The 24751-nt window shown below is 54.0% G+C and carries 24 protein-coding genes, 2 tRNA genes and 1 pseudogene; 13 read left to right on the plus strand and 14 right to left on the minus strand.

Features of this window, described 5'->3' with window-relative positions; translation table 11 throughout:
* The first annotated feature begins 73 nt into the window (after window positions 1-73).
* Entirely contained in the window at window positions 74-1261 is a 1188-nt protein-coding gene (locus DFO56_RS14175) for a NupC/NupG family nucleoside CNT transporter (RefSeq protein ID WP_020454603.1), read from the plus strand.
* 40 nt (window positions 1262-1301) lie between these two features.
* Here the strand turns inward: DFO56_RS14175 and DFO56_RS14180 are convergent, their stop codons facing one another.
* From DFO56_RS14180 to DFO56_RS14190, 3 genes are all read right to left on the minus strand, one after another.
* The gene (locus DFO56_RS14180) at window positions 1302-3497 is read right to left on the minus strand and encodes an EAL domain-containing protein (protein WP_045513930.1); all 2196 of its coding nucleotides are present in this window, start codon (window positions 3495-3497) and stop codon (window positions 1302-1304) included.
* Window positions 3498-3705: 208 nt separating this feature from the next.
* Window positions 3706-3781, minus strand: a tRNA-Ala gene (locus DFO56_RS14185).
* Window positions 3782-3821: 40 nt separating this feature from the next.
* Window positions 3822-3897, minus strand: a tRNA-Ala gene (locus DFO56_RS14190).
* Between the two features lie 220 nt (window positions 3898-4117).
* Between DFO56_RS14190 and DFO56_RS14195 the strand changes: the two genes are divergently transcribed.
* Both DFO56_RS14195 and DFO56_RS14200 read left to right on the plus strand, forming a co-directional pair.
* The gene (locus tag DFO56_RS14195) at window positions 4118-4477 is read left to right on the plus strand and encodes a YfeC-like transcriptional regulator (RefSeq protein ID WP_044489437.1); all 360 of its coding nucleotides are present in this window, start codon (window positions 4118-4120) and stop codon (window positions 4475-4477) included.
* A gap of 1 nt (window position 4478) precedes the next feature.
* Window positions 4479-4871: a YfeC-like transcriptional regulator gene (locus DFO56_RS14200; RefSeq protein ID WP_020454606.1), complete on the plus strand. Its 393-nt coding sequence runs from the start codon at window positions 4479-4481 to the stop codon at window positions 4869-4871.
* Window positions 4872-4913: 42 nt separating this feature from the next.
* Here the strand turns inward: DFO56_RS14200 and DFO56_RS14205 are convergent, their stop codons facing one another.
* Window positions 4914-5255, minus strand: a complete 342-nt coding sequence (locus tag DFO56_RS14205; protein ID WP_045513916.1) for a RamA family antibiotic efflux transcriptional regulator — start codon at window positions 5253-5255, stop codon at window positions 4914-4916.
* A gap of 38 nt (window positions 5256-5293) precedes the next feature.
* The gene (locus tag DFO56_RS14210; protein WP_161796290.1) at window positions 5294-6409 is read right to left on the minus strand and encodes an MBL fold metallo-hydrolase; all 1116 of its coding nucleotides are present in this window, start codon (window positions 6407-6409) and stop codon (window positions 5294-5296) included.
* A 177-nt stretch (window positions 6410-6586) separates the two neighbouring features.
* Between DFO56_RS14210 and DFO56_RS14215 the strand changes: the two genes are divergently transcribed.
* Window positions 6587-7177 (plus strand): TetR/AcrR family transcriptional regulator, encoded by a 591-nt coding sequence (locus DFO56_RS14215; protein ID WP_045513910.1) that lies wholly within the window; start codon window positions 6587-6589, stop codon window positions 7175-7177.
* Entirely contained in the window at window positions 7167-7532 is a 366-nt protein-coding gene (locus DFO56_RS14220; RefSeq protein WP_020454610.1) for an MmcQ/YjbR family DNA-binding protein, read from the plus strand. The genes DFO56_RS14215 and DFO56_RS14220 overlap by 11 nt, the downstream gene beginning before the upstream one ends.
* Here DFO56_RS14220 and DFO56_RS14225 read toward each other — a convergent pair.
* Window positions 7529-8392 carry a helix-turn-helix transcriptional regulator gene (locus DFO56_RS14225; RefSeq protein WP_370447818.1) on the minus strand — a complete coding sequence of 288 codons (864 nt, stop codon included), beginning with the start codon at window positions 8390-8392 and terminating at the stop codon, window positions 7529-7531. The two genes, DFO56_RS14220 and DFO56_RS14225, sit on opposite strands and share 4 nt — an antisense overlap.
* Before the next feature lie 117 nt (window positions 8393-8509).
* On the opposite strand from DFO56_RS14225, the gene DFO56_RS14230 reads away from it, so the two are divergent.
* Together DFO56_RS14230 and DFO56_RS14235 are read left to right on the plus strand one after the other, a co-directional pair.
* Window positions 8510-9934, plus strand: coding sequence for an MFS transporter (locus tag DFO56_RS14230; protein ID WP_020454612.1), 1425 nt, complete (start codon window positions 8510-8512; stop codon window positions 9932-9934).
* A 66-nt stretch (window positions 9935-10000) separates the two neighbouring features.
* Window positions 10001-10798: a PhzF family phenazine biosynthesis protein gene (locus DFO56_RS14235; protein WP_045513908.1), complete on the plus strand. Its 798-nt coding sequence runs from the start codon at window positions 10001-10003 to the stop codon at window positions 10796-10798.
* Here DFO56_RS14235 and DFO56_RS14240 read toward each other — a convergent pair.
* The 4 genes from DFO56_RS14240 to DFO56_RS14255 all read right to left on the minus strand — a co-directional run bounded on the left by DFO56_RS14240 (window position 10787) and on the right by DFO56_RS14255 (window position 15104).
* Window positions 10787-11656, minus strand: a complete 870-nt coding sequence (locus tag DFO56_RS14240) for a DMT family transporter (protein WP_020454614.1) — start codon at window positions 11654-11656, stop codon at window positions 10787-10789. The two genes, DFO56_RS14235 and DFO56_RS14240, sit on opposite strands and share 12 nt — an antisense overlap.
* Before the next feature lie 74 nt (window positions 11657-11730).
* The gene (locus tag DFO56_RS14245) at window positions 11731-12711 is read right to left on the minus strand and encodes a LacI family DNA-binding transcriptional regulator (RefSeq protein ID WP_045513907.1); all 981 of its coding nucleotides are present in this window, start codon (window positions 12709-12711) and stop codon (window positions 11731-11733) included.
* 117 nt (window positions 12712-12828) lie between these two features.
* A complete protein-coding gene (pheP, locus tag DFO56_RS14250) occupies window positions 12829-14226 on the minus strand; it encodes a phenylalanine transporter (protein ID WP_114413882.1) in 1398 nt (465 codons plus the stop codon).
* 107 nt (window positions 14227-14333) lie between these two features.
* Window positions 14334-15104 carry a DeoR/GlpR family DNA-binding transcription regulator gene (locus DFO56_RS14255; RefSeq protein WP_045513900.1) on the minus strand — a complete coding sequence of 257 codons (771 nt, stop codon included), beginning with the start codon at window positions 15102-15104 and terminating at the stop codon, window positions 14334-14336.
* Between the two features lie 97 nt (window positions 15105-15201).
* Between DFO56_RS14255 and DFO56_RS14260 the strand changes: the two genes are divergently transcribed.
* On the plus strand, window positions 15202-15588 hold the full coding sequence (locus tag DFO56_RS14260; RefSeq protein WP_020454618.1) for a VOC family protein: 387 nt from the start codon (window positions 15202-15204) through the stop codon (window positions 15586-15588).
* Window positions 15589-15626: 38 nt separating this feature from the next.
* Here the strand turns inward: DFO56_RS14260 and DFO56_RS14265 are convergent, their stop codons facing one another.
* Together DFO56_RS14265 and DFO56_RS14270 are read right to left on the minus strand one after the other, a co-directional pair.
* Window positions 15627-17567 carry a methyl-accepting chemotaxis protein gene (locus DFO56_RS14265; RefSeq protein WP_045513896.1) on the minus strand — a complete coding sequence of 647 codons (1941 nt, stop codon included), beginning with the start codon at window positions 17565-17567 and terminating at the stop codon, window positions 15627-15629.
* Between the two features lie 302 nt (window positions 17568-17869).
* On the minus strand, window positions 17870-18130 hold the full coding sequence (locus DFO56_RS14270) for a DUF2534 family protein (protein ID WP_017458690.1): 261 nt from the start codon (window positions 18128-18130) through the stop codon (window positions 17870-17872).
* A 158-nt stretch (window positions 18131-18288) separates the two neighbouring features.
* On the opposite strand from DFO56_RS14270, the gene DFO56_RS14275 reads away from it, so the two are divergent.
* From DFO56_RS14275 to DFO56_RS24830, 4 genes and pseudogenes are all read left to right on the plus strand, one after another.
* Complete coding sequence (locus tag DFO56_RS14275) at window positions 18289-18762, plus strand: NUDIX pyrophosphatase (RefSeq protein ID WP_045513893.1); 474 nt, start codon at window positions 18289-18291, stop codon at window positions 18760-18762.
* Between the two features lie 123 nt (window positions 18763-18885).
* Entirely contained in the window at window positions 18886-20295 is a 1410-nt protein-coding gene (locus DFO56_RS14280) for a glutamine synthetase family protein (RefSeq protein ID WP_082071820.1), read from the plus strand.
* Window positions 20296-20371: 76 nt separating this feature from the next.
* Entirely contained in the window at window positions 20372-20611 is a 240-nt protein-coding gene (locus DFO56_RS14285; protein WP_045513892.1) for a type II toxin-antitoxin system RelB/DinJ family antitoxin, read from the plus strand.
* 61 nt (window positions 20612-20672) lie between these two features.
* Window positions 20673-20960 (plus strand): annotated as a pseudogene (locus tag DFO56_RS24830) (type II toxin-antitoxin system RelE/ParE family toxin).
* A 23-nt stretch (window positions 20961-20983) separates the two neighbouring features.
* Here the strand turns inward: DFO56_RS24830 and DFO56_RS14295 are convergent.
* The gene (locus DFO56_RS14295; protein WP_045513886.1) at window positions 20984-21508 is read right to left on the minus strand and encodes a GNAT family N-acetyltransferase; all 525 of its coding nucleotides are present in this window, start codon (window positions 21506-21508) and stop codon (window positions 20984-20986) included.
* A gap of 96 nt (window positions 21509-21604) precedes the next feature.
* On the opposite strand from DFO56_RS14295, the gene DFO56_RS14300 reads away from it, so the two are divergent.
* Complete coding sequence (locus DFO56_RS14300) at window positions 21605-22501, plus strand: LysR family transcriptional regulator (protein WP_045513884.1); 897 nt, start codon at window positions 21605-21607, stop codon at window positions 22499-22501.
* A gap of 8 nt (window positions 22502-22509) precedes the next feature.
* Here DFO56_RS14300 and DFO56_RS14305 read toward each other — a convergent pair whose 3' ends face one another.
* Entirely contained in the window at window positions 22510-24723 is a 2214-nt protein-coding gene (locus tag DFO56_RS14305) for a TonB-dependent siderophore receptor (RefSeq protein WP_082071818.1), read from the minus strand.
* Window positions 24724-24751: the final 28 nt, after the last annotated feature.

Consider the following 24751-nt stretch of genomic DNA (forward strand, 5'->3'; position numbering starts at 1 on the left):
TGATCTCGTTTTCTTTTGTCTTGTTACATAGAATGTGCACGAAATTCCTACCCGTCTCATATTTGGAGCAAATATGTCCCGCGTTTTGCACTTTGTCCTGGCGCTTGCTGTTGTGGCGCTGCTTGCCCTGCTCGTAAGCAGCGATCGCAAGAAGATCCGCATTCGTTTTGTTATTCAACTGCTGGTGATTGAAGTTTTACTGGCCTGGTTCTTCCTGAACTCTGATATTGGCCTCGGCTTCGTTAAAGGCTTCTCCGAGATGTTCGAAAAACTGCTCGGTTTCGCCAACGAAGGTACTAACTTCGTCTTCGGTAAAATGAATGATGAAGGTCTGGCGTTCTTCTTCCTGAAAGTGCTGTGCCCGATTGTTTTCATTTCTGCTCTGATTGGCATTCTGCAACATATTCGTGTGCTGCCGATCATTATCCGCGCCATCGGTACGGTGCTGTCCAAAGTGAACGGTATGGGCAAACTGGAATCGTTTAACGCTGTTAGCTCCCTGATTCTGGGACAGTCTGAAAACTTCATTGCTTACAAAGACATTCTCGGCAAAATGTCCCGCAACCGCATGTACACCATGGCAGCGACCGCCATGTCGACTGTTTCGATGTCCATCGTCGGTGCGTACATGACCATGCTCCAGCCGAAATATGTTGTTGCGGCGCTGGTGCTGAACATGTTCAGTACCTTTATTGTGCTGTCGATTCTCAACCCGTACCGCGTGGATGAGAGCGAAGAAAACCTGCAAATGGCGAAGCTGCACGAAGGTCAGAGCTTCTTTGAAATGCTGGGTGAATACATTCTGGCGGGCTTCAAAGTTGCCATTATTGTTGCGGCAATGCTGATTGGTTTTATCGCCCTGATTTCCGGCCTGAACGCACTGTTCGCCGCTGTGCTGGGCATCTCCTTCCAGGGCATTCTGGGCTACATTTTCTATCCGATTGCCTGGGTGCTGGGCGTACCGGCTCACGAAGCGCTGCAGGTTGCCAGTATCATGGCCACCAAACTGGTTTCGAATGAATTTGTGGCGATGATGGATCTGCAGAAAATCGCAGCTAACCTCTCTCCGCGTTCAGAAGGCATCCTGTCCGTGTTCCTCGTTTCCTTCGCGAACTTCTCGTCTATCGGCATTATCGCCGGTGCAATCAAAGGCCTGAATGAAGAACAAGGTAACGTGGTTTCCCGTTTCGGTCTGAAACTGGTGTACGGCTCCACGCTGGTGAGCGTACTGTCAGCGGCTATCGCCGCGCTGGTTATCTGATTGTCATAGGCTAAAAAAACCGGGGATTTCCCCGGTTTTTTTATTCAGCTTTAGCCAGCGGCTGCGGTTTACCCAGCAAATAGCCCTGCAAATAATCGACGCCAGCATTCAGCAATAACTCGCGCTGCGCTTCATTCTCCACATACTCCGCAACAACAGTCAGCGATTTGGCCTTCGCCAGTTCGCATATCGCTTTGACGATCATCGCATCCTGCTTGTCCTGTAAAATATCCCGGATAAAACAGCCATCGATTTTGAGGATATCCGCCTGCAGCCCTTTTAAACGTTCGAAGTTGGCATAGCCAGTGCCAAAGTCATCAATCGCGATTTTGAATCCTGCTTTTCGCAACTGCTTCATATTTTGGATACTCGCTTCTGAATTAGAGAAGGCCTGCTCTTCCGTTATCTCAATAATTACCTGCCGCGGAGAGACGGCATAACGCGCGAAAAGAGCCAGAAATTGTGTAGCAAACTCTTTTTGCATCAGGGTAAGCGGCATTAAATTCACAGAATAACGTGCCGAATCGCCAGGCTCTGGATGCGCCTGCATCCACTGGAGCAGGCACTCTATAACCTGCATATCAAACCGTGCACCAAGGTTGAACTGGGCAATAACGGGAATAAAAACATCTGGCGTAATAAATTCGCCATCAACAACCAGCCGTGTGAGGACTTCCTGGTAGCCGCGCCCTTCGGCATTCACAATCGGCTGGCCATAGAGAACAATGCCATTTTCATCCAGCGCACACTTCACCTTGTTTAGCTGTAACACGCGCTCCGTAGTCTGGTCGGTAACCTCTTGCAAGCTGTTTGTAAGAGCCAGAACCTGATGATCCGCACTAGCTTGTTCTGAAAGCCAGCTTAACTGGCCCAACGTGTGGTGCAGTTCTTCGCCCGAGCCCTGTAATTCCCCCCAGGACGCGCCAAACTCAATATCCAGGGCGGTATTGTTCCAGTAAATACGGCGACTGTTCAGGTAATCCAGCATATGGTGTAAGCGCGATAATATTTCCGGCCCATTGAGTATTAACAATAACTCGCTGCCCGGAAGCTGAAAAAAACGTTCACCGTTATGTAACAGAGGCTGAAGTTCGTGGGTGATGCTGCGTTTCACATGAACACGCATCATCAGGCCAAAATGGCGGCTGAGGAACTCCAGATTTTTCATATACAGACAGCACACCACACTGTTTGGCTGCTGTTCCATCTGTTGTTCAAGCGCGCGCAAATTGGGCAAACCCGTTAAGGGATCGCTCATCGCCTGCACCTCCCAGCGCGCTTTCAACCACTCGCTACGGTTAAAAACGCGCATCATATAAAGCATGCAGATGGTAAAGCTGATAAAAACGGACATGACAAATGCCAGGGAATAATCGGAACGCACGCCATGCAGGAAATTATCGTTGTATGCCAGTAGCATAAACGCCGCAATATCCCAGCTTAATAACAACAACGTTGTACTTAACTTGCTGATGCCAAAGGTAAAAAGAATAAAAACAATGGGCACTAAATAGCCAGCAATATAATCATTTTTATATGGAATACATAAAATAGTAACAATAACGACCAGCGAAAAAATCCAACCTAATGTAAATACACGATTATTTTTTGAAAAACACGGTTCAATGCTTCTTAACCATAATGCACGGGCAAACCGTGGATTGAGGATCATCCGTAAAAAGTAATAGGCACAGGTGGTAAAAATAATCGCAGAGCAAATCAGGCTTTGAATATCGATGATAGAATAAATAACTGATGCAGGGCCAAAATAATTAGACAAACTAAATGGATAGTTAAACCAAACGCCAGCAGTATACATCGAAATTTTTATACCTATGGGGGCAATAACACCTAACCACAGGATACGAGTGCCCATGTCTTTAGCTCTGTTTGTTAGGCTATACCGCCAGCGGGAGCCTAGTTGCCAGCGAACCACACCGCAGAACAGAAACACAAAAAACAACTGACAAAACAAAAGCACTGCTGCCTCGGCAAAAGATAAATGAAAAAAAGCCTCATTTACCAGAGCAAAACCAATAATAACAGGCAGTATTCCGTGCCGTCCGAATAAAAAAATTATTGCCAGCGCTACACTTAACGGCAACCACGCAAGATAAACCTCACTGGCGTCAACAAGAGTAACAGGAGAAATAAAACGGGAAAGAGAGGTAGCTACCAGGCATAAAATTAACGCGAGGAAGAATTTTCTTATCGCACTGTATAGATTATGTTTCATCAGTATTAATGAAATGCTCTGGGCTGGTCAAAAAATGAAGAGCCGAGATAATAGGTTTATTTATTAAGCGAATCAAGTAAGCAGCGGCTCGAATAACCGCCATTACTGACGCCTCACCGGATGTTTGCTTATTAATGTATAGCAGAAAGAATTAACACAGCGCGGAATAAAACGAAAAACCCCCGCGTAAACGCGAGGGTTTGAATTTTGGTGGAGCTAAGCGGGATCGAACCGCTGACCTCTTGCATGCCATGCAAGCGCTCTCCCAGCTGAGCTATAGCCCCACAATATGCCTTATGCGCCAATTCCGTTGGGTGCGGAATTTGGTGGAGCTAAGCGGGATCGAACCGCTGACCTCTTGCATGCCATGCAAGCGCTCTCCCAGCTGAGCTATAGCCCCATCGCGTAAAGCGTGTCGTGTTGACGGGCGGCATAATATGAATTCCCTTGCCAGGTGTCAACGGCAAAATCGCGCCGCATTATTCAATCGCTGAAAAAGCATGCAAATGAAAGACATTGCGAACGCCCTCGCAGCCAGTAGTTAAACATGTCACATTTTCCCCTAAAATGGTGCTATAACATAAACCATTAATTACCCTTACAACAATTCGGGAAATTACATGCTCAAGGAACGAATGACGCCAGAAGAGTTGGCAAGCCTTACAGGATATAGCCGACAAACCATCAATAAATGGGTGCGCAAAGAAGGCTGGGTTACATCACCAAAACCCGGCGTACAAGGAGGTAAAGCCCGTCTGGTCCATGTAAATGAACAAGTCCGCGCATTTATTCGCAGCGCACAGCGTACTGAAGACCAACCAAAAGCCACACTTACCGCCAGCGATACCTCACTCGAGGCATTATTAATCCGGCTGGCAAAAGAGATGACAGACGCGGAGCAAAAACAACTCTCTTCGCTTTTATTACGCGACGGCATTACCGGCTTGTTGCAACGTCTGGGGCTCCGCGATCAAAAATAATATGATGAAATTACCTAACAAAATGACCACCGAAGAATTAGCGGAGTTTCTCGGCGTCGCCAGACAGACGGTAAATCGTTGGATCCGCCAGCAAGGTTGGACAACAGAACCGTTACCCGGTGTAAAAGGCGGTCGAGCCAGGCTGATTCACATTACGAAAGAGGTGCGCAGTTTCATTATGAAAACGCCCTCTATGCGCCATCATAATTCTTCCTATTCTATTGCCGAACCCGCGCCTGTTTACGCCAGCGGAAATAGCGCGCTGCATGAAATTATCAAAGTACTGCAAAATATGACCGCAGAGGAACAAAAACAGCTTTCAACGCTGCTGGCGCGCGAAGGTATTAGCGGGCTTTTAAGCCGTTTAGGCATTGAGAAAACGCTGGCAGAATAAAAAAACGGCCTTATGCAGGCCGATTTTTTTATCTGTTTTCCATCAATGGGTATGCTGATGATTCTCCCGCCGGTACGCACCCGGCGGCAGATTAAAGGTGCGGGTAAAGATGCGCGTAAACGTCTGCTGCGAATCAAAACCGTACTTCAGGCAAATGTCGTAAACCTTCTGATCGGTATTACGTAAATCGCGCGCAGCGAGAGATAATTTGCGCGTGCGAATATAGCGCCCCAGACTCTCCCCTTTATAGTGCAAGAAAAGCCGTTGCAGATGCCATTTGGAATAGCCCGCATGCGCTGCAATATCATCAATACGTAATGGTTGATGGAGATTGTCGTCGATCCACTCGACGATGGTGTCGATAACCTGAGCGGAAATAGTCATACTGCGATCCCCCTCTGCTCTTCGATTAATAAACGGGTTTATTCCCACCAGGCGCGGAAAACTTGCGCAGTGTCAGCCGCAAGCACCGGTTCGCCCAGCCTCGGTGTCAGTAAGCGATAGCTTTTGTCCCGGCTTGCTGCCGCCAGCCGTTTGTACGGATCGTCCCAGGTATGTTTTGCCAACACAAAACGCCCCGCATGGCCCGGCAGAACCGCGCGAGCATTAAGTTCCTGCGCTGCCAGCGCAGTCTCTTCCGGCATCATATGAATGTACTTCCAGTCTTCGTCGTACTGGCCATTTTCCATAATCGCCAGGTCAATCACGCCAAACTGTTCACCAATCGCTTTGAAATGCGGGCCATAGCCGCTATCGCCGCTGTAATAAACGTTTTGCGTGGCGGTAGTAAACATAAAGCTGGCCCATAATGTCTGATTACGTTTCAGACCACGCCCGGAAAAGTGGCGCGCGGGTAAAACGTGCACAGCCAAATCGTCGCTCACCACCACTTTCTGCTGCCAGTCCGCTTCCTGAATGATTGCCGGATCCATCCCCCAGTAACGCAGGTGCGAGCCCACACCGAGCGGCGTCACCGCTTTTTTGATTTTCGGCATCAGCGCCTTGATAGTGGCGTAATCCAGGTGGTCATAGTGATCGTGCGAAATAATCAGCAGATCGATCTCCGGCATATTTTGCGCCGTCCAGAGATCGTTACCGGCAAACGCCTTATTAAGAAATGAAAATGGCGCCGCGTAATTACTCAGGATCGGATCGATCAGAATGCGCTTGCCCGCCAGTTGCAAATACCAGGACGAATGCCCCATCCACACCAGCGTATCCTGTTCAAGCGGCAGGCTGGCCAGATCAGTGTTCACCGTCGGTAACGGTTGCTGTGGACGCGCGTTCTCGCGTTTAATGACCAGAAAATCCCACCATGCTGCCAGCATATTTTTCTTTCCGGTAAAACCGGGAGTCGGCAACTGGTTTTGAAACTTCCCGTCACGATAATGCGGTGATTTTTCGACTTCAGTAAGCTGTTCGCCCTGCGGAAGTTGGCCAAATCCGGCATTCAGAACAAAAGGTAAACTTGAGGCAGAGGCAACGAGCATAACAAGAACCACGCTGAAAATGAGACGCTTCATATCCTGACCCGACAAAATCGATCCATTCCGTAGATACGACGCTGGTTAAACTTGATTATGAGTGAGTAAGCACTCATTATAGAAAGCAACGCTCAACCGTCAAGATCATTTTTTTTCTATGACATTCGACGTTGCAGCGTTACAGAGGGCATGTTTCAATCGTGGTTTTTACAATGTGAGAGGAAAAGTGTAGTGGCTCGTCCAAAGAGTGAAGATAAAAAACTGGCGTTACTGGAAGCGGCTACCGAAGCCATTGCACAGTCGGGGATCGCTGCCTCCACCGCGTTAATCGCCCGTAATGCGGGTGTCGCGGAAGGGACGCTGTTTCGCTACTTCGCCACCAAAGACGATCTGCTCAACGCACTTTACCTGCATCTGAAAAGCGATCTGTGCGGCACCATGCTGGCGAATATCGATCTCTCGATCAACGACTCCAGGCACCACACGCAATGCATCTGGAACAGCTATATTGACTGGGGCATCCGCCACCCGAATGGCCACTGCGCCGTACGCCAGATTGCTGTCAGCGACAAACTCACCGACGCAACCCGCCAGCAAGTCGCGGAAATTTTTCCGGAGCTGCATGAGTTATGCCATCGTTCGGTACGGCCGGTGTTTCTGACCGATGAATACTCCCCTTTTGGCGATGCGATTTTCCTGTCGATGGCGGACACCACGATCACTTTCGCCAGCCGGGATGCTTCTCGCATCACCGAGTTTAAGCGCCTTGGCTTCGAAGCCATGTGGCGTGCGCTGGCCATTGAGGAAAATAATGGACAGTAAAACCCTGCAAGCGAGCGCGCACCGTATTGCGCTCGAACTGCCCTTCACCGAACATTGCTGGCCGTTTGGGCCGGAACATGACGTGTTCAAAGTGTGCGGGAAGATTTTTATGATGACCACCACCGCGCACGGCAGGCCGATGGTGACGATGAAAGCCGAGCCGCAAAAATCGCTGCTCAACCAGCAGATCTACCCCAGCATTGAGCCGGGGTATCACATGAACAAAAAACACTGGATTTCGGTATTCGCTGGCGATGACATCGACGAATCGCTGCTCGCGTTCCTGATTCAGGAATCATGGAACCGCGTGGTCGACGGCTTGCCGCGCAAAGATCAAAAACGTCTGCGCCCTTAAGCGTTTTCCGCCAGCCAGTTCAACGCCTTTTCACCGGCCTCATCCACCGGCAGATAAACCAGCAGCCGCGAGCCGTTACGCGGTGCTGAGTACCAGTACATTTGCTGAAGTGAAAACTCGCCTAACTGCGGATGGTTAAAGATTTTTATCTTATTTTCCACACCGCGCACGTCCAGATGCTTGCGCCACAACGCTTCAAATTCCGCAGAAGCCGCACAAAACCGCGCCAGCTTCGCTTCCCACACCGCATCGCCCCGGTGCTCGGCCATGGCCGCGCGGAAATAGGCAACAAAGGTCTGTAACACGCTCTCATCATAGCCGAGCCGGGTACGCCATTGCGGGTGGGTGAGATAAAGATAAATACAGTTGCGATCATCGTCGGGGATTTCGCTGAAATTAACCCCCATCAGGCGCTCAAAACCGGCATTCCACGCCACAATGTCAAAGTTGGTTTTCTGAATACTGGCCGGTTGCGGCAGCAGGCTATCCAGCAAACGCCGGGTGCCTTCACTGATGCCTTCACACTGCGGCGTATTCAGCGCTTCCGTTGGCGTTAGCCCGGCCAGCAAAAACAGATGGCGGGTTTCCGTTGGCGAACACTGCAAAGCAGCGGCAATCGCCTGCAACACGGTAGCGGAAGGATTGACGTCCCTGCCCTGTTCGAGCCAGGTATACCAGGTGACCCCCACATCCGCCAGCAGCGCCACCTCTTCACGCCGCAGCCCCGGCGTGCGCCGACGCGTACTGCGCGGCAGCCCCAGCCGCTGCGGATCGAGGCTTTCCCGCCGCGCACGTAAAAACGCACCAAGCTGTTTGCGGTTCTCATCGAGCACCGTCAGTTCCGGGATCTTTTCGACCATCGACGTCATAACCATCTCCAGCATGGTAGTGCCAGTACCAGTATAGGCAAGAACTGGTACCCGTTTTTCTGTTAAGCGATGCTACGTCCATCCGATGAATGACGCAATGGAGTTCCCATGAAAACGTCTGCTGTTTCTCCGGGCCGGGCAGGCCTGATCCTTCTGCTGACCGGGCAGATGCTGCCATTGATTGACACCTCAATTACCAATGTCGCGCTCGATTCCATCACCCTGTCGCTGCACACCACCGCCACACAGCTGGCGCTGATTGTCGCGCTATACGGCGTGGCTTTCGCCGTCTGTCTGGCGATGGGCAGTAAACTGGGGGATAACCTCGGTCGCCGGCGTGTGTTTCTATGGGGCGTTGCCCTGTTTGGTATCGCTTCGCTGTTGTGCGGGCTGGCAAATTCGGTCTCCGCATTGCTAGGCGCGCGAACACTGCAAGGCATGGGTGCGGCGTTGATTGTGCCGCAGATCCTCGCAACGTTGCATGTCACGCTAAAAGGCACAGCCCACGCGCGCGCCATTAGCCTTTACGGCGGTATTGGCGGCGTGGCGTTTATCATCGGGCAGATGGGCGGCGGCTGGCTGGTCTCAGCCGATATCGCCGGTCTTGGCTGGCGTAACGCCTTTTTTATCAATGTGCCCATTTGCCTTCTGGTGCTGGCGCTCAGCCGCCGCTATGTGCCGGAAACGCAAAACGAAACGCGCACGCGCATTGACTGGCAAGGCACGATCGCCCTTGCGATGATCCTCTGCTGCCTGCTGTTCCCGCTGGCGCTTGGTCCGGAGCTGCACTGGCCCTGGGAAACAAAAGCCGCGCTGCTGGCGCTGATTCCGCTGGCATGGTGGATGCGCACCAGCGCGTTAAAACAGCAGCAAGCGGGTTTAATCCCGCTGCTACCGCCGCGCTTACTCAAGCTGCACAGCATCCGTTTCGGGCTGCTGATTGCGTTGCTGTTCTTTAGCGCGTGGTCGGGTTTTATGTTCTGTATGGCGCTCACGTTGCAAGCCGGAATGGGCATGACGCCGTACCAGTCGGGCAACAGCTTTGTCGCGCTGGGCGTCGCCTATTTTGTCTCTGCCTGGTATGCGCCCAAAATGATTGGTCGCTATACCATGCGCACCATTTTACTCACCGGGCTGATAATCCAGGTCAGTGGCCTGCTGGCATTAATTGCTACCCTGCAGCTTTCCGGGCGGACGGTGGGTGCGCTGGCGCTCGCGCCGTCTACCGCGCTGATTGGCTATGGCCAGGCGCTGATCGTAAATAGCTTTTACCGCATCGGCATGCGCGATATCACCACCCAGGATGCGGGCGCAGGTAGCGCCCTGCTTAGCACGTTGCAACAAGCGACACTCGGCCTGGGTCCGGCGGTACTCGGCGGGTTGTTTTTGCATCTTGTCGGCCAGTCGCAAGGCAACTACAGCACGGCACTGAGTGGTTTTCTGGCAACAGAAGTGGTGATGATGCTGGTACTGGCCGCAGCGGCAGTGAGCGCACGCCATCAACTGGCACCGCGCTGCCCGGCTAACTCCTGATTCGCGCTATCCGCAGGCGTAAAAAGGGGATAATGTTATCTCCTTGTTAACAAAGGGAGCGCCGTAGTGGAACTTGATATTTACCAGGTGGACGCGTTCAGTACGCGTCCTTTTTCCGGTAACCCGGCAGCGGTATGCATGACACCGCAGGGGCTATCTGCCGCATTAATGCAGCAGATAGCTGAAGAGATGGCGGTATCCGAAACCGCGTTTTTAAACCTTGCGGACAATAACCTGCGCTGGTTTACGCCGCAGGCCGAAGTTGATTTATGCGGCCACGGCACGCTGGCAACCGCACATATTCTGCGCCAGAACGGGCGGCTTGCCGAAGGCGACGCCATCACCTTTCACACCCTTTCCGGCCCGCTGACGGCAACCGCCGCAGCGCAGGGCATTGAGCTTGATTTCCCGCTACTGACGCCGCACATGCAGCCCGAAGCGCCAGCGGAATTACTCAAGGCACTCGGACTGGCGCATGAACAGGTGAGTGGTTACGGTTTGTTCGGCGCGAAGCAACTGGTGGTGGTCGAGGATGCGCAATTAATTTACGCACTCATGCCTGATTTTGCGGCGCTTCGCGCCTTGCCAGGCCGCGGCGTGGCAGTCACCGCGCCCGGTCAGGATGAGTATGATTGCGTCTCGCGCTACTTCGCCCCGTGGGTGGGTGTGAATGAAGATCCGGTGACCGGCTCCGCGCACTGTGCGCTGGCGGCCTACTGGTCGGCGCGGCTGGGTAAGCGCTCGCTTACCGCCTTCCAGGCCTCACCGCGCGGCGGCGTTTTAGCGCTGGCGCTCAGGGAAAATGGACGCGTGCTGATCGGTGGCGGTGCGCATACGGTGCTGGCCGGCACGTTACGGCTTTGACGGTAGACGCGCAATCATCCGCCAGCGGAACCAAATCTGCGCCAGCAGGATCAACACGCCGCCAAGGATTTTTTGCAGCGGTAAGCGCTCACCGTACCAAATCGAAGCGGCAATCACCGTCAGTAAGGGTTCCAGCACCATAATGATGGCAGCGCTGGCGACGGCAGCATATTTTTGCCCTTGCAGTTGCAGGCCAAACCTGAGGCTTGTGGCAATTAAAATGCTCGCCGCCAGCCACATCGCCGTGGTGCTGGTAAAGGGTTGAGTCCAGGACTCAAACAGCGCAGAAATCACCAGCCCGGCAATGCCGGTGATCGCAAGCTGTACCGCCGTGAGCGGCAGCAGCGGCACTTCTCTGGCACAGCGGCTGGTGTAGCAAAAATAGATCGACTGCACGAACGCCGTCAGCAAAAACCAGCCCTGACTGGCATGAAACGTGATGGGCATGTGCAGGCTCAGCAGCGCTAACCCAATAATGGCGACCGGCAAACACTCCCAGTAGGCGCGCGCCGGACGGTTTTTTAGCATCACCCAGGCCACCAGCGGCACAAACAGCATCGACAGGCTCATGATAAATGCCCCCTCGCCCAGTGATGGCGTGGTCGATACCGACCAGATCCACAGGCAAAGGTTGAGCGCCATCCATACGCCGCTTATCACCACCTGGCGCACTTTTTCCAGCGCGATGCGTTGCCCACGGCAAAACGGCAGCAGCACCAGCGCCGCGCCAAAAAAGCGCAGCCCAAGAAAGGCGAAAACCGGCATTCCGCTAATGGCTTCGCGCGAGAAAATCCACCCGCAGGCGGCGATCAGTGTGGTCAGAACCAGAAATAAATCAGCTTGTCGTTGCCGGGTCATGGCAAGGCTCCCTGAGCAATAAAAAAGCCAGCGCGGCGGCTGGCGAAATCTTTATACACATCATGCCTGAAATGTCAGGCGCTGGCGCGGGAAATATAACGCCAGTCCATGATTACGCTTTCTGGCGGGCTGTCCGGGTTATCAATGCGGTTCAGCAACAGCCGGACGGCTTCGCGCCCCATCGCCTGTGAAGGTTGCTCGATAGTGCTGAGCGGCGGCGTAACCATTTCTGCCAGTTCAGTGCCATCGAAACCGACCACCGCGATATCCTGCGGCATTGTCAGCCCGGCTTCATGGATCGCCAGCAGCGCCCCGGCGGCCAGCGTATCGGAAACGGCAAACACCGCGTCCGGGCGTTGCGGCGCATTAAGCAGTTGCTGCATCGCGGTTTTCCCGGCGCTGAAACTCAAATCGCGGGCGTACGCCACATTTTCATAGCGCAGGCGTTTTGCCTGTAAACCGCTCCGGTAGCCACGTTCACGCAGCCGGGCATATTTATAGCTCAGATCGTGGTTAATCATGGCAATGCGCTGGCAGCCGCGTTCAACTAAGCGGTCAATCACGCAGCGGACGGCGTCGACATCGTTAATGCCCACGCAGGAGACGTCGCCGTTATCGGCGTATTCGGCGCATTGCACCCAGGGCGCGGCGCCAATCATGGTGGCCAGTTCCGGCAATTTCGCACACGCATCCATGGTGATGATGCCGTCAACAATCTTGCCCGACAGCAATTTGAGTGCTGAGCGCGAGCGCGCTATATCTGCACCGGAGTTACACAGCAGGATGCGGTACCCGTTTTTTTCCGCCTCTTCTTCGATGCCCTTCACCACTTCGGCGCAAAACGGGTTACCGATATTAGAGACCAACACCAGAATCATTGAGCTGCGCGCGGTGCGCAACTGGCGGGCTAATAAGTTGGGTTGGTACTGGCACGCCTTGATGGCCTGCAATACGCGTTCACGATTTTTCGGTTTCACTGATTCGCTGTTATTCAGCACACGTGAAACCGTTGCAACGGAAACGCCTGCCATCCTGGCAATTTTCTGAATGGACATAACAACAATATATTCTGCGATTGGCCATAAGATCCGAGGCTATCACAGTTGAGACATAGACATCATTACCCGTCCGGCAGGCCGCAGCCCACCGGATCTGGTAGGGAGTCGCGCGAATTACCCGCGCTTCGGCGTACGACGCAGCAGTTTGAAAGCGACAAACAGGAACACAATCCATACCGGCAGCAACACCGCTGACAGGCGCATATCGTCCATCGTGCACATCAAAACGAGGATCATCAGCATGAAGCCAATGCACAGATAGTTACCCGCCGGAAAGAGCAGCGCTTTAAATTGCGGATCGCGCCCTTTGCGGCGCATCGCCGCGCGGAATTTCAGGTGCGCCAGTGAAATCATGATCCAGTTCAGCAGCAGCGTCGCCACCACCAGCGCCATCAGCATGGCGAAGGCTTTTTGCGGCAGCAGATAGTTAACCAACACCACCAGCGAGGTGATAGCCCCCGAGAGAAACAGCGAATTCACCGGCACACCACGGCGGCTGACGCGCGTCAAAAAGGCCGGCGCGTTGCCCTGTACCGACAAACCAAACAGCATACGGCTATTGGAATAGACACCGCTGTTATACACCGACAGGGACGCCACCAGAATGACGAAATTGAGCGCCGATGCCACCAGATTGCTGTCCAGTTCGTGGAAAATCATCACAAACGGGCTGCTGTTAGCTTTGACGTCAATCCACGGATAGAGCGCCAGTAGCACCACCAGTGAGCCGATATAGAAAAGTAAAATGCGGTACACCACCTGGTTAACCGCTTTCGGAATGGTGGTGTGCGGCTCGCTGGCTTCCGCGGCGGTAATGCCGATCAGCTCCAGGCCGCCAAAAGAGAACATAATCACTGCCAGCGCGAGGATAAGCCCGTGCCAGCCGGTGGCGAAAAAGCCGTTATAGCGCCAGAGGTTATCGAAGCTGGCGCGCTCACCGCCGTGGCCGGTAAACAGCATCCACAAGCCAAAGCCAATCATGCCGATAATTGCCAGCACTTTAATCAGCGCAAACCAGAACTCGGTTTCGCCGTACAAGCGCACATTAACGAGGTTGACGGCGTTGATGATGGCAAAGAAAGCGGCGGCCCAAATCCAGGTCGGCACGTCCGGGAACCAGTACTGCATGTAGATACCGGCGGCGGTCAGTTCCGCCATTCCCACCAGCACAAACATCGCCCAGTAGTTCCAGCCAGAGAGGAAACCGGCAAACGGTCCCCAGTATTTGTAGGCGAAATGGGAAAATGAACCGGACACCGGCTCTTCAACCACCATTTCACCGAGCTGGCGCATAATCAGAAAAGCGATAACCCCGGCAATGCCGTAGCCCAGTAACACGGCAGGCCCGGCCATCTGGATCGCAGGGCCAATACCCAGAAAAAGCCCGGTGCCGATCGCGCCGCCCAGCGCAATCAGCTGAATATGACGGTTTTTTAAACCTCGTTGTAGTGTTGGCCCTGCTTCCGACGTGGCATCGGTGCTGCTTCCCGCCGCCTGTGACGCGTTTTTCACGTCCTTCCCCTTTGTGGTTTCATTTAAAGGGGCACCTTTTAACATCTCCGCTGTGGGCTGGCAAGAAATGAACCCTGAGCGGCAAAGCGCGAAACGGCCGGTTGCGTTTAAACCGTCAGGATTTCAATATTCTCTGCGCGGAAGGTTTGATGCAACGCTTTGCTGAGATCGGTTTCGACCACCAGCACATCAATCTGCTGGCTGGCGGCAACAATGTAGCGGGCCACGCCCGGGATCTTATTTGCCGTTAAGGCCACCACCACCTGGTTGCTTTGGGCGATCACCGCCTTTTTAAATTCGCAGTCGGCATAATCAAACCCGGTCAGCCCCATCTCCGGCGACATCGCGCAGCCGCCGATAAACGCCTGATCGAAAATGATCCCATTAAGCTGGCTGATGGCCGGGCCGCTCACGCAACCGCCGGTGCTGCGCTGCACCAGCCCGCCCAGCATAATCACGTCGCAATGCGGATGTTTACTCGCGGCAACGGCGATTTCCGGTGAATTCGTCACTACCGTCAGGTTTAGCGCTGGCGGCAATGCTTTCGCCAGCTCAAGATTGGTAGTGCCGGTATCGATAAATACGCAGGTACCGGGTTTGAGCAGCTGCACGCAGCGCTGCGCGAGGAGGCTTTTTTTTGCCCGGTCCTGCTCTTTCCTTTCCGTAAAACTCCCGGCGGTTGCCAGCTGCAACACCGCGCCGCCATACACCTTTTTGCAGATGCCCGCTTTACTCAGCTCCTGCAAATCCCGGCGAATGGTGTGCTCTGAAACCTGCAATTCAACGGCTAACTCCGCACAGACTACCCGTCCCTGCGTCTGCAGACGCTGACGGATCAGATCTTGTCGTTGATCGGGAAAAGCTGCATAATCGAGCATAAATCCTCTTTATAAAATTCATATCGAGCAATAATGAGCATAATCGTGCAATTGAATTACGCTGTCAATTCACATCCCCTACGCCCTGGAGGTCACCTTGAACATTGCCCATGTCGCACTCTGGACACGCCATCTCGACGAACAGCGCGCATTCTGGCGCGACTTTTTTTCCGCCACCAGCAATGAGAAATATGTCAGTCAAAACCGCCCCGGTTTTGCATCCTATTTTATGTCGCTGCACAACGGGCCAACCATTGAACTTATGACCGTGCCGGAGCTGGCCGATGCGCCAAACGCCGCAGAGTTTGTCGGCTGGGCGCATATCGCTATTCATGTCGGAGATGTCGGGGCGGTGGATAAGATGGCAGAAAAAGCCCGTCAGCAGGGCCGGTTAGCCAGCGCCGCGCGGTGGACGGGGGATGGTTTTTACGAAGCCGTGATTCTGGATCCGGATAATAACCGTATTGAACTGGTTGCCGGCTAAGAAAGGCAGGGAGCCTGTTGCCAGACTCCCTGTTCAGGTTACGCGTCGAGGCGGAACTGATGCACCGTCTGCGCCAGTTGCTGCGCCTGATCTTCAAGTGACGTTGCCGCCGCAGCCATTTGCTGAACCAGCGAGGCGTTTTGTTGCGTGACCCCGTCCATTTCATTGACGGCAATTGTCACCTGGCTAATGCCTTTGGCCTGCTCATCCGAGGCGCTGACAATCTCATTGATGATGGTCTGCACGGAATTCACCGCCTGCGTCATCTCCTGCATGGTGTGACCGGCATCATTCACCAGTTGAACCCCGGCTTCGACGCGTTTGCCGGACTCCTCAATCAACGCACCGATATCTTTCACCGCATCGGCGCTGCGCTGCGCCAGGTTGCGCACTTCAGACGCCACCACCGCAAAACCACGCCCTTGCTCACCGGCACGCGCCGCCTCTACCGCGGCGTTCAATGCCAAGATATTAGTCTGGAAAGCAATGCTGTTGATGATCGCCGTGATATCGCCGATTTTTTTCGCACTGTCGTCAATTTTCGCCATCGTTTCCACCACCTGGCCGACCAGCGTTTCACCCCGGCTGGCAATCTGCGTGGCATTGGCTGTGAGCGCCGTCGCCTGGTGGGCGTTGGCGGCGTTATGTTTCACCGTGGCGCTAAACTGCTCCATACTGGCGGCGGTCTGTTCCAGCGCCGCGGCCTGCTGTTCAGTACGCGAAGAGAGGTTAATGTTGCCGCTGACAATCTCCCCGGCGCCCTGACGCACCGAGTCACTGGCTTCTTTGATCTGCCCGACAATCTGCCGTAACTGCGCCTGCATGGTATGCAGGGCATAGAACAGGCTGCTGCGATCGTTACCTTTCACCGGGATGGCGTTATCGAGTTTGCCGTCCGCGACCGCCAGCGCGATATTCGCCCCTTCCAGCGGTTCGCCACCAATCGGCTTCAACACTTTACGGCTGAAGATCAGGCCGAGCAGCGCACACACCAACAGGATGCTGATAACCCCCAGAACAATGGCGTACATCAGTTGACGGTTAGCTGCCGCCATCACCGAACTCACCGGCGCAACGACGCCGAGATACCAGTTATCGGTACTGTTGCCAATAGAGACTGGCTGCCAGGTGATCAGCGCTTTTTCGCCGAGGATCGGATCATCTTGTTCCACGACTTTACTGGTGAAGCCCTCTGTTTTACCCGGGTAAGGCTTGCTGGTCAGGTTTTTATCCGGGTAAGAAATCACCTTTCCGGCGGTAGAGAGCAGCACCGCATAGCCGCCCCCTTCCCACGGTTTGATCTGATTCACTTTCTGCTGCAATGAGGCCAGCGAAATATCAGACGTCACAACCGCATGCAGTTTGCCACCGCTGACAATCGGTGCAGCCACCGATGTCAGCAGCGTCGGCACGCCGTTATAGGCGTAGCTGTAAGGCTCAATTAACGTGTCTTTCTGGCTTTTTTGCGGCAGCAGATAGTAATCACCCTGGCCTGGCGTAAAGATCGAGATAAGCGGGTGGAGCTTAAAATTACCGGATTGATCGTGGTCGACAAAAAAGGCATAGCGGCCTTTAGGTGCCTGATCGGGTTTGTCGGCGAACTCTGCATCGCGACCGTCAAAGGCGTTTTCTTCAAAAATAACCGAGATAGAGAGATAGTCCGGATTATCGCGCAGGGCGGAGATCAGCAGTTTATCTGCCGCCTGGCGGTCAGTGATCCCGGCTTCTGGCAAGGCAATCATGCTGTGACCGAGGTTATGCGCCACATCGCGGGCATAGTTCAGTTGTTGCTGGATAGTCAGCGCCTGGCTTTCCGCAATTTTTTGCAGATATTGTTCGGCGAGGTGTTTTTGTTCACTGCTGGACTGCCAGCTCAGTACCCCGATAGTTACCACAAAACCGAGGGTGATGGTGATGGCCCCCGTCAGCAACATTTGCGCGCGGGTGCTCATTTTTTTGGTCACACGTTCTCTGGCCATTACGGCTCTCCTGGAGTCAGCCTTTACGTCATCTTCCTTTCAGCACGAACTCCCTGTGAGATCTCTATCGGCGGTTATTTTTTGATCTTTAATTGTTGGCGAATGTGTTATTGCGCGGTAAAAACGTTTCTTAAAGCGTTAAACAGCAGCCTGCACGGGCCAATGAATGTAGTGGCAGTTAACCTATCGGTCACTGAGGCTTACTGCAGAGCTTTACGCTGAGGACGCGAGAGATCACGATTTCGATTAAGGTTAAACAGAGCGAAGAAGACAGCCCCGACAGCACGCCAGGGCGGGAAGGATTAGCCGCGATCGTCTTTCGGGCCGAGGAAATAAAAACCAAACGGCAGCGAACCAATGATGGTGAACATCAGGCTGTAGATAGCAACCCATGCGCCCTGCATGATAAACATCGTTACCGTCCAGGATTCCATCGGCAAATTGTACTGATCTTCAACGCCTTCGAAGGTCACTTTCGAAATGACGCTGACGGCAACCAGGAATACAATCACCACCGCAATGATAAATTTTTTCCCCTCGCGGGTACGCAATTTTTCCAGCATATAAACCTCCTGTCATGTGGCTTTTCTGTGCCGCGAGTGTAACCGATCTGCTGCCTGGTTGTTGTGAAAAATCAGGAAAAAGGCCATTTGCGCGAAACCATAACAAGCCCTGTCGAGCCCCTGATATTGCTGCTTTAGCCATTAACACGGAGAAAACAATGAGTAAGGAAATCCCGATACGCTGCTTTTCGATAGCCCTGTTTGTGCTGTGCAACTCCGCAGCGGGCTGGCGCGTTCTGCTGCTTAAACGCAGCGGTAAAATGCTTAACGGCCTGTGGTGCCAGATTGCAGGCGGCATTGAACACGGTGAAACGACCTGGCAAACCGCACTGCGTGAAGCTCAGGAAGAGACAGGCTTGCAGCTTAGCGAACTCTATTCCGCCGACTGCTGCGAGCAGTTTTACGAAGCGCACCGCGACGCCATCACCGTCGTGCCGGTGTTTGTTGCGTACGTCGATGAAGCCTGCGGGATAACGCTTAACCACGAGCACAGCGAATACCGTTGGGTCAGCTTTGCCGATGCCCACGAATTGCTCACTTTTCCAGGCCAGCGCAAAACACTCGACTGGGTAAAAACGCATTTCGCGGATAGCGCGCCCTCGCCGCTGCTAAAAATGCCTTCCACGCTTTAAACGCGCCATTTTTATACTATTTTTATCGCCGCGTATTTCCTTTTTACGCGGCGTTTATATCAAAATAAAAAGCGCTCTTTTATGCTGAGTTCACCGCCAAAAGGCCTGACAGAAAGAAAAAATATGAACTCGCTGATGACTATTCCGCTGCTGAAAAATATCCGCACCTTTTTTACCACCACAACATTTCCAACACCGTTGCATTCGCGATCTGTGTTGATGGTGGATCAGGAGATCAGACAGCTTCAGCAAAATTTTTCTCATGAAATCAAGGCATATCTGAACGAACATCCGCAAACAAAACACGTTGATATATATCTTAACGATACCCATGGCACATTCCGCGGAAAAAGAGTCGCCGTCGAAAACTTATTTTCGCTAAGCTCGGGTTGTTATTTTCCGCAATCTGTTTACACCATGGATCGCGAAGGGAAAATAATCACCTCTTCGCCCGACAGACTTATTAACGAAGAGCCTGATAATGTATGTTTACCCGTTTCCGGCACGCTACGCCCGAGCGCGCACAATCCGCGCCATAACGCGCAATTATTATTAACCATGCTCGACAGCAATAATATGCCCTGGCCGCTGGAGCCAAGAGTTATATTGCAAAATGTGCTGCGTCAGTTTCACCAGCATGGTCTTTACCCGGTGGTGGCAGCGGAAATGGAGTTCTACCTTGTTGACCCCGCTGCACAGCAAAACCGCCCGCAGGGCTGTTTTCATCTGGCCGTGCCGTCTGCCTACTCTGCGTTTATTGAAGAGCTGGAAAGTATGGCGGCAGCGCAGCGTCTTCCCTTATCCGGCATCGTTAGCGAAGCCGAGGCCGGACAGTTTGAGCTGAACATGTGCCATTCGCACAACGTGGTGGATAGTTGCGAGCAGGTGCTGGCGCTACGCAAACTTACCGGCACTGTGGCCGGGAAATTCGGCTATCAGGCCAATTTTATGGCGAAACCCTTCTCAGAACTGGCCGGTAATGGCCTGCATTTTCACGCCAGCCTTAATAACGCGAATGGCGACAATGTGTTTGCCAGCCCGGCAGAGGCACCCAATGAGATGGTGCGGCTCTCCCTTGCCGGCATGCTGGAACTGATGCCCGCGTCGCTGGCGATCATGGCGCCGGGCGTTAATGGGTTCAGGCGGTTGCGTAAGAATCTGGACGAACCGCTTTTTCACTCCTGGGGTTACAACAAACGCAACGCCGCACTGCGTATTCCCTGCTCTGATGCGCGCAACCGGCGGATCGAATATCGCCTGGCGGGCGCGGACGCCAACCCTTATCTGGTGATGGCGACGTTACTGACGGGTATGTTATACGGCCTGGAGCGTATTGATGATGAGGCGCTGGCCAACTTCACCCACGCCTCGCCCGATCTGCCATTGTTCCAGCAACCTGCGCTGGAGGCGTTTCGCCAGTGCGCTTACCTGGCAGACCATTTAGGCAGCGCATTTTGCGATCAGTGGTATCACGGCAAGCTGGCGGAACTGAACGCGTTTGAACGCATTGTGACAGCAGAAGAATTGTCCTGATCTGCCTGGCTGCGGCTGCATCAAGGTCTTCGCCTTGCCATTTCGTCATTACAAACGTAATGACAGGGGTAAATCCATGGGCAATTTGAATGTTCGTATCGATGACGATTTAAACGCGCGTTCCTTTGTCGCTCTGGAAAAACCTGGCGTAACACCTTCCGAGCTCCTGCGACAGACGCTCGAGTATGTTGCCGAGAACGGCAAGCTACCGTTTCAGCGCACACTGCTTAATGATGAGGATCGCCAATTGATCGAAATCGTGCGTGAGCGTTTACGTGATCCGAAACCGGTTCGTGTGACGCTGGACGATTTGTGATGAAACGCTGATACATCAATGCGGCCAGGGAAAAGCCGCTTTTAGCAAACAAGGAGGTTGTATGGTTTATCAACTGGATTTCGATGAACGCGCATTAAAAGAGTGGCGAAAGTTAGTCAGCCCTGTTCGCGAGCAGTTTAAAAAGAAAATTGCTCAGGTGCTTAAAGCACCGAGGATTGAAGCAAACAGACTCAGCCATTGACCTGATAGCTACCAAATCAAACTGCGCGCTTCAGGTTATCGCCTTGTCTACCAGTTGAACGATGGACGGATTGTGGTGTTCGTTGTCTCTGTCGGAAAACGCGAACGCCACACCGTGTATGGCATCGCAGAAAAGCACCTGAAATAACCCGCGCTGCGCGGGCTGCTCGCTTACCCGGGCTGCGGAAGCGTCACATCCCCCTCCCCCAGCGGGCGCTGCATCAGTACCGTATCGAGCCAGCGCCCGTGCTTCATACCGACGCTTTTCAGCGTGCCGATAATCACGAAACCGGCGCGGCTGTGCAACCGTAATGAACCTTCATTTTCGCTGTTGCCGACGTTAGCGATAAGCTGGCGGTAACCGTTTTGCTCCGCCCAGGCCACCGCGCGGGCGAGCAGCGCTTTGCCTGCGCCTTGCTGGCGAAAGTTGTCATCAACATAGATGGAATCTTCCAGCGTGTACTGATACGCCCGTCGCTCGCGATAACGCGATAAATAGCAGTAGCCCCGAACCTGCCCTTCATGCACGGCGACATACCACGGCAAGCCATTGTGGCGGGTTTTCGCCAGCCGCGTACGCATTTCATCCACGTCCGGCGCTTCGGTTTCGAACGTGGCGTTACCGTGCATCACGTGATAAGCATAAATCTGCACAATCGCGCTAAGATGGTGTTCTTGCGCGTCAATAATTTCCATAAACTGTTCCCCGTTTGATGATATCTACAGGCTACCGGTAACGCCGCCCGCACGGCACCAGGCTGCGCTTATCACCGTTATAAGGAAAACTTTGCCATGCCCCACTTCAGCTTTGACCAGTTAGCGACGTTTAAGCTGGTGCTCGCCCGCGGCAGTTTTACCGCCGCCGCAGAGGTGTTAGGCATTTCGCAACCCGCCGTCAGCCTGCAAATCCGCCAGCTTGAACAGGCCCTGCACGTCCGCCTGATTGAACGTTCCGGGCGTGGTCTGCGTGCCACCGCCGCCGGAGAAACCTTTCTGGCGCATTGTGCAGAGATCGAAAATGCCGTCAGCGCCGCGGTGCAGTCGGTGGCACAGCATCAGCACGCGGTCAGCGGCAGCGTGACGATAGGCACCGGCGCGACGACCTGTATTCATCTGTTGCCGCCGCTGCTGCAAAAGTTGCACCGCGAGTTCCCGTTACTGTCAGTCGGGGTGCGCACCGGCAACACCAGTGATATCGTGCGCGCGGTAGAAGAAAACCGTATCGATATCGGCCTTGTGACGCTGCCCGCCAACGGACGCAATCTGGCGATTTCACCGCTATTTACCGAAGAATTTGTGGCGATCGCAGCCCATGACGCTGACGGCGTTTTATTGCCAACACCGGCAACGCTTGCCCCCCTGCCGCTGATTGTTTTCGAATCCGGCAGCAGCACGCGCCTGCTCATAGAACAGTGGTTTAGCGCAGGCGGTGTCACCCTCGCGCCGGTGATGGAGCTGGGCAGTATTGAAGCGATAAAACGCATGGTGCGCGCCGGGTTGGGTTACAGCATCGTGCCCGGCGTGGCGGTTCAGGCGGAAGAGGACCGTCAGGGCCTGCGCGTACAACCGGTGCAGCCGCCGCTCCAGCGCCAGTTAGCGCTGGTGATGCGTCAGGATAAAGTGGTGAGCCGTGGGATGCAGGAAGTATTGAAAAGCCTGCAACAGGCGGGCATCACGCCCGCCGGATAAAACACCTATTAGAAGTCGTAACTCATTGAGACTTTTACGGTACGCGGATCGCCCTGGTAAATATAGGTGCCGTTGTCTTCTACGCTGGCCCAGTATTTCTCGTTGGTGACGTTATCCACGCCAACGCGCCAGACCATCTCGTTTTTCTCCGCATTAAGCTGCATACGGTAGCGCAGGCCGAGATCGAGTGTGGTGTAGCTGTCGAGTTTGCGGGTATTGGCGGTGTTCACATATTGCGAGCCGGTATAGTTCACTCGTGCCGTGGCGGTCAGGCCATCGACCGGTTTGATGTCATACTCGGCCCCCATCACGCCGTAGAAATTTGCCACACCAATCGGCCGGTTACCCTGATTGATACCATCTTTGGTTTTCGTCAGCTCCGCATCCAGCCAGGTCGCACTGCCATTCAGACGCAGACCGAGCACCGGCTCCCCAAACAGATTCAACTCCACGCCGCGGTTACGCTGCTCACCATCCAGCCCGTAAATATTGGTCGTGCTATTAAGAATGCCGGTCGGCTTTTTGATTTCAAACAGCGCCAGCGTACCGCCGATGCGTCCAAAGTCCGTTTTCAGGCCGATTTCGTTCTGTTTAGAATGCGCAATCCCCACGCTTTGATAGCGATTTTCCGCTGTCTTCGGCGCTACGCCGCCTGGCTGCAACGCTTCGGTATGGTTGGCGTAGAAAGAGACGACATCCCACGGCTTATAGACCACACCGTACGTCGGCATCCAGCGATCCTGGGTATAACGCGCAGTGGTGGTTTCCGCACCGGTGGCATTGCTGTAGTTGCGCACCCATAATTTCTGATGACGCGCGCCCACGGTAAACAGCAGCCGGTCGTCGAATACGCCGAGCGTGTCGCTCAGGGTATAACCCTGCGAGCGGTAGCGCGCGGTCGTCAGCGGGTCACTGTAGTTGCCGCTATGGGTCAAATTGTCCGGCAGCGGGATAGCCGAAGGATCATAAATGTTCACCACCGGCAGATTTTTTTGATCGGACTGGGTCCATGCCACGCGATCGCGCTTGATGTTCGCCGAATAACCGACGTTCACTTTATGGGAAACAAAACCGGTATCGAAGTTACCGCGCAACCCGGCCATGCCGCTCCAGGAGTCGGAAATCCGCACCGTATCCATGCGGCTGAAGGTCGCGTCACCGTTTTTATTGAACAGCTTAGGCGCTCCGTAGGTGCCGTCTTCATGAGCATGTTGGCCGCCGAACGCGCCGTAAGCTGTCCAGTCATCGGTCAGATCGTATTCGGCGCGAGCCAGGCCAAATTCGTTCTCAATATCGCTGTGCGCCCAACGCTGGCTGTAGTTTTTGCGGGTATCCGGCAGCGTCGGAATAAAGTCGACAGCGCTGATATTAACGCCCATTTCGCCGCCGTGAACCGTTTTGTTCTGGTAACCGAGATCCAGCGACGTGCGCAAGCGCTCGCCACGGTAATCGAGACCAATTGACGCCGCCGTCGTGCGGCGATGATCATCTTTCACCGCGGCATCCCCTTCACGATGCAGCAAGTTCATGCGCACGCCGAACTGGTTGTTATCACCGTAGCGACGCCCCACATCCAGCGAACCTCCGACTTGCGAGCGAGTGGTGTAATCAACGCCCACGCGGGTGAGCGGTGTGTCGTCGGCATGTTTCGGTTCGAGGTTAATCATCCCGCCGACACCCGAACCCGCAGAACCGTTCATCAGCGCATTCGAACCTTTAAAAATCTCCACGCGCTCCAGCATCTGGGTATCGACAATCTGGCGCGGCACAATGCCCGCCAGACCGCCCATCAACATATCGTCACCATCAAGCTGGAAGCCGCGAATACGGTACGTTTCGGCGAAGTTGCCGTAACCCTGCCCGACCTGCACGCCCGCATCGTTACTGACCACCTCAGCGATGGTTTTCGCCTGTTGATCCAGCACCAGCTTCGAGGTGTAACCGATAACGTTAAACGGCACATCCATCGCTTTTTGCTCGCCCAGCACGCCAAGGCGGCCGCCATGCGCCACTTGTCCGTCCAGAAACGCGGGCACCAGTTCACTGCCGCCGGGCCTGAAATCACTGACGGTGGCGGGCTGCACGACCATGGTCTCTTCGTGAGTCGGTTTAACGCTGGCGTCAGCCGTCGCCGCCTGTGCGCTATGCGCGGCCGCGCCAATGGTCAGTGCAAGCACGGTCTTGCGCAAAGGTATTGAATGTTTTTTGCGGTTATTCATCATCGTTAGCTATTGAAATAAAAAAGAAATG

It is taken from the genome of Kosakonia sp. AG348, assembly GCF_003337365.1.
Taxonomy (GTDB): Bacteria; Pseudomonadota; Gammaproteobacteria; order Enterobacterales; family Enterobacteriaceae; genus Kosakonia.

Excerpts from the sequence above, each read along its gene's own strand:
- DFO56_RS14255 (WP_045513900.1), bottom strand. The coding sequence starts at position 15,104 with ATGCTCGATTATGCAGCTTTTCCCGATCAACGACAAGATCTGATCCGT.
- DFO56_RS14220 (WP_020454610.1), top strand. The coding sequence starts at position 7,167 with ATGGACAGTAAAACCCTGCAAGCGAGCGCGCACCGTATTGCGCTCGAA.
- DFO56_RS14270 (WP_017458690.1), bottom strand. The coding sequence starts at position 18,130 with ATGCTGGAAAAATTGCGTACCCGCGAGGGGAAAAAATTTATCATTGCG.
- DFO56_RS14240 (WP_020454614.1), bottom strand. The coding sequence starts at position 11,656 with ATGACCCGGCAACGACAAGCTGATTTATTTCTGGTTCTGACCACACTG.
- DFO56_RS14295 (WP_045513886.1), bottom strand. The coding sequence starts at position 21,508 with ATGGAAATTATTGACGCGCAAGAACACCATCTTAGCGCGATTGTGCAG.
- DFO56_RS14175 (WP_020454603.1), top strand. The coding sequence starts at position 74 with ATGTCCCGCGTTTTGCACTTTGTCCTGGCGCTTGCTGTTGTGGCGCTG.
- DFO56_RS14195 (WP_044489437.1), top strand. The coding sequence starts at position 4,118 with ATGCTCAAGGAACGAATGACGCCAGAAGAGTTGGCAAGCCTTACAGGA.
- DFO56_RS14205 (WP_045513916.1), bottom strand. The coding sequence starts at position 5,255 with ATGACTATTTCCGCTCAGGTTATCGACACCATCGTCGAGTGGATCGAC.
- DFO56_RS14245 (WP_045513907.1), bottom strand. The coding sequence starts at position 12,711 with ATGTCCATTCAGAAAATTGCCAGGATGGCAGGCGTTTCCGTTGCAACG.
- DFO56_RS14285 (WP_045513892.1), top strand. The coding sequence starts at position 20,372 with ATGGGCAATTTGAATGTTCGTATCGATGACGATTTAAACGCGCGTTCC.
- DFO56_RS14275 (WP_045513893.1), top strand. The coding sequence starts at position 18,289 with ATGAGTAAGGAAATCCCGATACGCTGCTTTTCGATAGCCCTGTTTGTG.
- DFO56_RS14305 (WP_082071818.1), bottom strand. The coding sequence starts at position 24,723 with ATGATGAATAACCGCAAAAAACATTCAATACCTTTGCGCAAGACCGTG.
- DFO56_RS14300 (WP_045513884.1), top strand. The coding sequence starts at position 21,605 with ATGCCCCACTTCAGCTTTGACCAGTTAGCGACGTTTAAGCTGGTGCTC.
- DFO56_RS14180 (WP_045513930.1), bottom strand. The coding sequence starts at position 3,497 with ATGAAACATAATCTATACAGTGCGATAAGAAAATTCTTCCTCGCGTTA.
- DFO56_RS14265 (WP_045513896.1), bottom strand. The coding sequence starts at position 17,567 with ATGGCCAGAGAACGTGTGACCAAAAAAATGAGCACCCGCGCGCAAATG.
- DFO56_RS14200 (WP_020454606.1), top strand. The coding sequence starts at position 4,479 with ATGATGAAATTACCTAACAAAATGACCACCGAAGAATTAGCGGAGTTT.
- DFO56_RS14280 (WP_082071820.1), top strand. The coding sequence starts at position 18,886 with ATGAACTCGCTGATGACTATTCCGCTGCTGAAAAATATCCGCACCTTT.
- DFO56_RS14230 (WP_020454612.1), top strand. The coding sequence starts at position 8,510 with ATGAAAACGTCTGCTGTTTCTCCGGGCCGGGCAGGCCTGATCCTTCTG.
- DFO56_RS14225 (WP_370447818.1), bottom strand. The coding sequence starts at position 8,392 with ATGGTCGAAAAGATCCCGGAACTGACGGTGCTCGATGAGAACCGCAAA.